Raw genomic sequence first — 5283 nt, 5'->3', positions numbered from 1 at the left:
AAAAGCTTCATGCAAAATTAGTGCTTTTATATTGTACCATCATTAACGGATTTTTTCGATAAAAAATCGCGATAAATCCCTAATTATTGCAAAAATTTCTCATAGCAGCAAAAGGCAAAATATTTTTCTCACTAAATACATAAAATTCCCCATACACATGCTATAATCATTCTATAATACTCTTTCATCGATACTGTTCCACAGCTTTGCGTGTTTCACGTGAAACATATTCTGCTGCCGAAATGCAGGGCAGATGCACTATACATTTTTTCTCCGGGAGGTATGACTATGCCCATATACAATTCACCTATCTTTGCCATAGATGTTGCGGAAGCCAGGCGATATGCGGGGCTGCAGAAGGCCGATTTCAGCCAGCAGCTGATTGATGATGCCTGCATGGAAGCGCAGCTTCTTATCCAGCCCAAAGGCATCTGGCAGCTATACGATTATGAGTCCCCCCGGCAGCTTCTTCTGCTTAACACTGAAAATACCCTTTCCCCACAATGTACTGCCCGGCACTGCAAGGACAATACCGGCACCAGCACTAACCGCCTTGCCTTGCAGGGTGACAGCATCGGCAAGCATCTCGCAGGCTGCTGCAAGGTGATTGTCATGGCTGCTACCGTAGGCGAAGCCATCGAAAAGCAGGTGACAAAATCCTTCGAGGAAGGCAGGTACAGCTTTTCGGTGCTGCTGGACGCCGCCGCCACCGCTGCTGTAGAACAGGTGGCAGATGCCATGGAGAAAACCATCCACAATGAAGTGAAAAGGCTGGGGCTTGCCATGAAATGGCGATTCAGCCCCGGCTATGGTGACTGGCCAATCCAGCAGCAGACAGAAATCCTGCAGCTGGCAGGCGGCAGCCAGATCGGCATTTCCCTCACGGAATCACTGATGCTGATGCCGCGAAAATCCATTACGGCTGTCATCGGGCTGTATTATCCTGATGCCGTTCCAAACTGCAACGGCTCCGCCCGGAACTCAGGCATTGAAGCTGCAGCCTCCGCCAAAAAACATGATTGCCGCCATTGCAGCAAACTGGATTGCCCTGCCAGAGCCAGTGAATAAAAATTTATTTTACCTAGCAAAATAGTATGTAAATACTCTTGCATAAAAGCTGTAAACATAGTACACTAACAACACGGCAATAACACGATAACAGCACGGCTTTCGGATGTGCCTGCTGTATCGTGTCATTCTTATCTGACAAAAAATTATAAGGCGAGGTATACAATTATGATACATATTTTTGACGGTGCCATGGGCACCATGTTTCAGCAACTGGGACTTTTGCAGCCGGGAGCCTGCCCGGAGATGCTCTGCCTGACAAATCCTGCTGAGGTCACCAAGGTACACCAGCGCTATGCAGATGCCGGTGCCAATATCATCGAGACCTTTACCTTTGGCGCCTCCGCCCTGAAGCTGGAGCATTACGGCCTGCAGGACAGGGTAGTAGAACTCAATACCGCTGCCGTAAAGGCGGCAAAGGCTGTAAAGACTGCCGACGGCAAGCCTATCAAGGTTGCTGGCGGCATGGGGCCTTCCGGCCGGTTCGTCAAGCCTTTGGGGGATTTGGACTTTGAGGAAGCGTACCAGAATTATTTCCAGCAGGCAGGTGCCCTGGAAGCAGCCGGAGCCGACTACATCCTCATTGAGACATTTATTGACATTCAGGAAATGCGTGCCGCCCTGCTGGCAGCCAAGGACGCCACCAGACTGCCTGTTATCTGCCAGCTTTCCTACAGCGAAGACGGACGCACCGTAACAGGCACGGACCCTCAGACTGCCGCCATTACCCTGGATGCCATGGGGGCGGACATCATCGGCATCAACTGCTCCCTGGGCCCTGAGCAGCTGGTACCTATCGTCAAGGCAATCTCTGAAAATACCACCAAGCCTATCAGCGTCCAGCCAAATGCCGGCATGCCCCAGCTCATAGACGGCAAGACCGTCTTCCCTATGTCTCCTGCTGATTTCGGCACCTGGGCCCCTAAGCTGGTGCAGGCAGGGGCTACCTACGTGGGCGGCTGCTGCGGCACTACCCCGGAGCATATTGCTGCTATCAAGTCTGCCCTGCAGGGCGTGGAGCCGCCTAAGTTCGCTCCCCTGCGCCGCCGTCTGATGCTGACCAGCCGCAGCAAGACCGTCACTGTGGACAAGGAACTGCCGACAGTGCTGATTGGCGAGCGCATCAACCCTACTGGCCGAAAAAAGCTGGCAGCAGAAATCAAGGACGGCTCCTTTGCCTCCGTCAAGCGTGAGGCGCTGGACCAGGTAAAAGCCGGAGCAAAATTGCTTGATGTAAATATGGGCGTAGGCGGCATTGACCAGGCAGCTGCCATGAAGCGTGCCGTAACAGAAATCGCCCAGCTGACTGATGCGCCTCTTGCCATCGACACCAGCGATGCCACCGCCCTGGAGGCAGGCCTTCGGGCATATCCTGGCCGTGCCCTGATTAACTCCGTCAGTGCCGAGGTGGAACGACTGGAGAAGTTTATTCCACTTGCCAAAAAATACGGTGCTGCCATCCTCTGCCTGCCATTAACTGATGATGGTATTCCAAAAACTGCACCTGAAAGACTGGCTGTCATGGACAAAATCATTTCCACTGCTAAAGCAGCAGGACTCAAGGATGGTGATTTTCTGCTGGATGGTCTCGTGATGACCGTTGCGGCGGATGCAGATGCCTGCAACCACACCCTGGAAACCCTGCGGCTTTACCGGGAGAAATACGGCTATCCTGCCACGATGGGACTGAGCAATATTTCCTTCGGCCTGCCAAACCGGCCGCTAATAAACAGCACCTTCTTTACCATGTGCCTGGCAGCCGGGCTGGATGCCCCGATTATGAACCCTTATGATGAATCCATGCAGAATGCCCTCATGGCCAGCATGGCACTTCTTGGCAAGGACCCTAACGGGCGGGATTTCAGCCGCAACGAGAAAAACCTGGCCGTGCCGAAGAAGGCTGCCGTGGCAAAGCATGTAGAGCTGACGCCGCTGGATGCATTGAAGGCCGCTGTCATTGAAGGCGAGGCTGATGAAATCGGTACTTTAGTAGAAAATGCCATTAATGCCGGATTGGAACCAAACGAGATTACAGAAAAGGCCCTCACGGCCGCCATGAATGAAATCGGCGTGGATTTCGGTGCAGGACGGGTATTCCTGCCACAGGTACTGCTTTCTGCGGAGGCCATGCGCAGTGCCTTCATCAAGCTGAAGGAGAAATTCCCAGCCTCCAGCGATAGCACCAAGGGCACGGTGGTGCTTGCCACAGTAAAGGGCGATGTCCATGACCTGGGCAAGAATATCGTAGGTGCCCTGCTAGAAAACAGCGGCTTCAACCTGATTGACCTTGGGAAGGATGTACCGGCAGAGGATATTGTAGCCGCCGCCCGGGACAACAAGGCAGCCATTGTAGGTCTGTGCGCCCTGATGACCACCACCATGACGGAAATTGACGAGGTTATCCGCCAGCTGAAGGCACAGAATATTGATGCCAAGGTTATGGTTGGCGGTGCCGCCCTCACCCAGGAATATGCTGATGAGGCAGGTGCTGATTACTATGCTTCTGATGGGGTGGTAGCTCTGAACATCGCCAACGAAATCATGGGTGCCAACTAATATTTTCATTGCATAACTGCTAAAGGTGACAGCCATGTTTCACGTGCAACATGATTTTCCCTATCGTTCCCCCTGCTTTATGGTGTTATAGCATCCAAAAAATATTAATCTAAGGAGGAAATTCTATGTTCAAGCTTGTAAAGTCATCCCTTTGTGCTTTCTGCCTGCTGTTCATGCTTGCGGCTACGGCTTTTGCCGCACCGGCACAGGTTGAACCATCTGTGCAGCAGCAGTACCCTGACATTCAGGTGCCTGTTGTTACCGTGCCAGGCAATCCTGATGCCACTGCTGCCATCAATATAGAAATTGAAAAGAATATTGCGGCATTTATCAGCCAGACTGACGAGTGCTACAAGGACAATAAGGACTGGAATAAAGTCTACATGGGCAACAGCTATACCGTCACCTGCAATGACGATTCAGTGCTAAGCATTGTCCTGACCAAGTACATTAATGTTGAACATGCCGCCCACCCTATGCGTTATATCCATGGGCTGAATTTCAATCCACAGACAGGCGAAAAAATTGTCGCATTTGACCTGAAGGAGTTCTCGGCAGAAAAATATGGCAAAGATATTTATACGTCGGAACTGCTCACTAACAAGCTGGCCAAAAAGGCTGCGGAAAACGATGGGCTTATCATCTTTGATGGCATCCTGCCCCTATCCTCCTTGCCTGAACAGTTCTACTTCGATGCTGACAGGCATGTGCATTTCCTGTTCCAGTTGTACGAAATAGCCCCTTATGTATGTGGTGTTATTGATGTGGACATGGATACAGAAAGTGATGATTATCTGATGTACAGATAAGATAACAATTACGCAAAAGAAAAACAGGTATTGCCTGGCAAGTTTTACATCTTACCAAGCAGTACCTGTTTTATTTTGCAAATTGCTAAATCTATTCTAGCCAAAAAACTCTGTTTTCTTTTCTGGCAGCTGCCTCTGGTAACTCACCATCAATGTAGCCAACGGCACAATGGGCAATGCCTTCCCATTCGCCTTCAATGCCCATCTCCTTCAGAAGGCTCTGATATTCCGGCAGCTCAAATTCTTCCTTTGCCCTGTGAATCCATATGCTACCAAGGCCAAGGGAATGAGCGGCCAGCATCATGTTCCCCATGACAAGGCTGCCGTCGTAGATGCCGGTCAGGCACTCCTTGTCAGCCAGTACAATTAAAATAACCGGAGCCCCATAAAATGGGTCAAAACTTTCATCCCAGCCGCCTATCTCTCTATTGATTTTAGAAAATTTATCGCGCAGTTCCTTATTTGTAACGGCAATTATAATTGTTGCCTGCTTCCCACGGCCATTGGCAGCATACAGTCCTGCCTCAATAATTTGCTTTATATCTTCCTTTGGCGGCATCTCCGGCTTAAACTTGCGAATACTGCGCCTGTCCTTCATAGCCTGAATTACTTCGTTCATTTTAATACATCCTCCTGACAAAATTATATACTGCTTTCTGTTCTCCACATGCTACATTTACATATTGTACTACTTCCTAAATACATTTTCAAATAAACAAATATAATTTCAGTTTATACAGCGGTCGGCAGTAGCAAGTTTCGTCAGCCTCCCGGCTCCCCCTTTTCAGCTTTTTCGTAAAGTCAGATTGATTACCTTGGTAGCGTACAGCAGAGTATAGTTGATAACTAT

Annotated in this window: 4 protein-coding genes; 3 read left to right on the top strand and 1 reads right to left on the bottom strand. The window is 50.0% G+C overall.

The window, feature by feature from the left end; all coding sequences use genetic code 11:
- Nucleotides 1-288: 288 nt before the first annotated feature.
- From FYJ84_RS14145 to FYJ84_RS14135, 3 genes are all read left to right on the top strand, one after another.
- Nucleotides 289-1068, top strand: a complete 780-nt coding sequence (locus FYJ84_RS14145; RefSeq protein ID WP_205764291.1) for a vitamin B12 dependent-methionine synthase activation domain-containing protein — start codon at nucleotides 289-291, stop codon at nucleotides 1066-1068.
- 168 nt (nucleotides 1069-1236) lie between these two features.
- Nucleotides 1237-3624 carry a homocysteine S-methyltransferase family protein gene (locus FYJ84_RS14140; RefSeq protein WP_154408239.1) on the top strand — a complete coding sequence of 796 codons (2388 nt, stop codon included), beginning with the start codon at nucleotides 1237-1239 and terminating at the stop codon, nucleotides 3622-3624.
- Between the two features lie 125 nt (nucleotides 3625-3749).
- Nucleotides 3750-4433: a DUF3298 and DUF4163 domain-containing protein gene (locus FYJ84_RS14135; RefSeq protein WP_154408238.1), complete on the top strand. Its 684-nt coding sequence runs from the start codon at nucleotides 3750-3752 to the stop codon at nucleotides 4431-4433.
- A 91-nt stretch (nucleotides 4434-4524) separates the two neighbouring features.
- Here the strand turns inward: FYJ84_RS14135 and FYJ84_RS14130 are convergent, their stop codons facing one another.
- Nucleotides 4525-5052 (bottom strand): nitroreductase, encoded by a 528-nt coding sequence (locus FYJ84_RS14130; RefSeq protein ID WP_154408237.1) that lies wholly within the window; start codon nucleotides 5050-5052, stop codon nucleotides 4525-4527.
- Nucleotides 5053-5283 lie beyond the last annotated feature (231 nt).

The organism is Anaerovibrio slackiae, from assembly GCF_009695585.1.
In the GTDB taxonomy this organism is placed as follows: domain Bacteria; phylum Bacillota; class Negativicutes; order Selenomonadales; family Selenomonadaceae; genus Anaerovibrio; species Anaerovibrio slackiae.
Note: the sequence above shows the minus strand (reverse complement) of the source record. Positions and strands in the feature narration are given on the sequence as shown.

Coding starts and splice junctions, on each gene's coding strand:
- FYJ84_RS14145 (WP_205764291.1), top strand. CDS start 289: ATGCCCATATACAATTCACCTATCTTTGCCATAGATGTTGCGGAAGCC.
- FYJ84_RS14140 (WP_154408239.1), top strand. CDS start 1,237: ATGATACATATTTTTGACGGTGCCATGGGCACCATGTTTCAGCAACTG.
- FYJ84_RS14135 (WP_154408238.1), top strand. CDS start 3,750: ATGTTCAAGCTTGTAAAGTCATCCCTTTGTGCTTTCTGCCTGCTGTTC.
- FYJ84_RS14130 (WP_154408237.1), bottom strand. CDS start 5,052: ATGAACGAAGTAATTCAGGCTATGAAGGACAGGCGCAGTATTCGCAAG.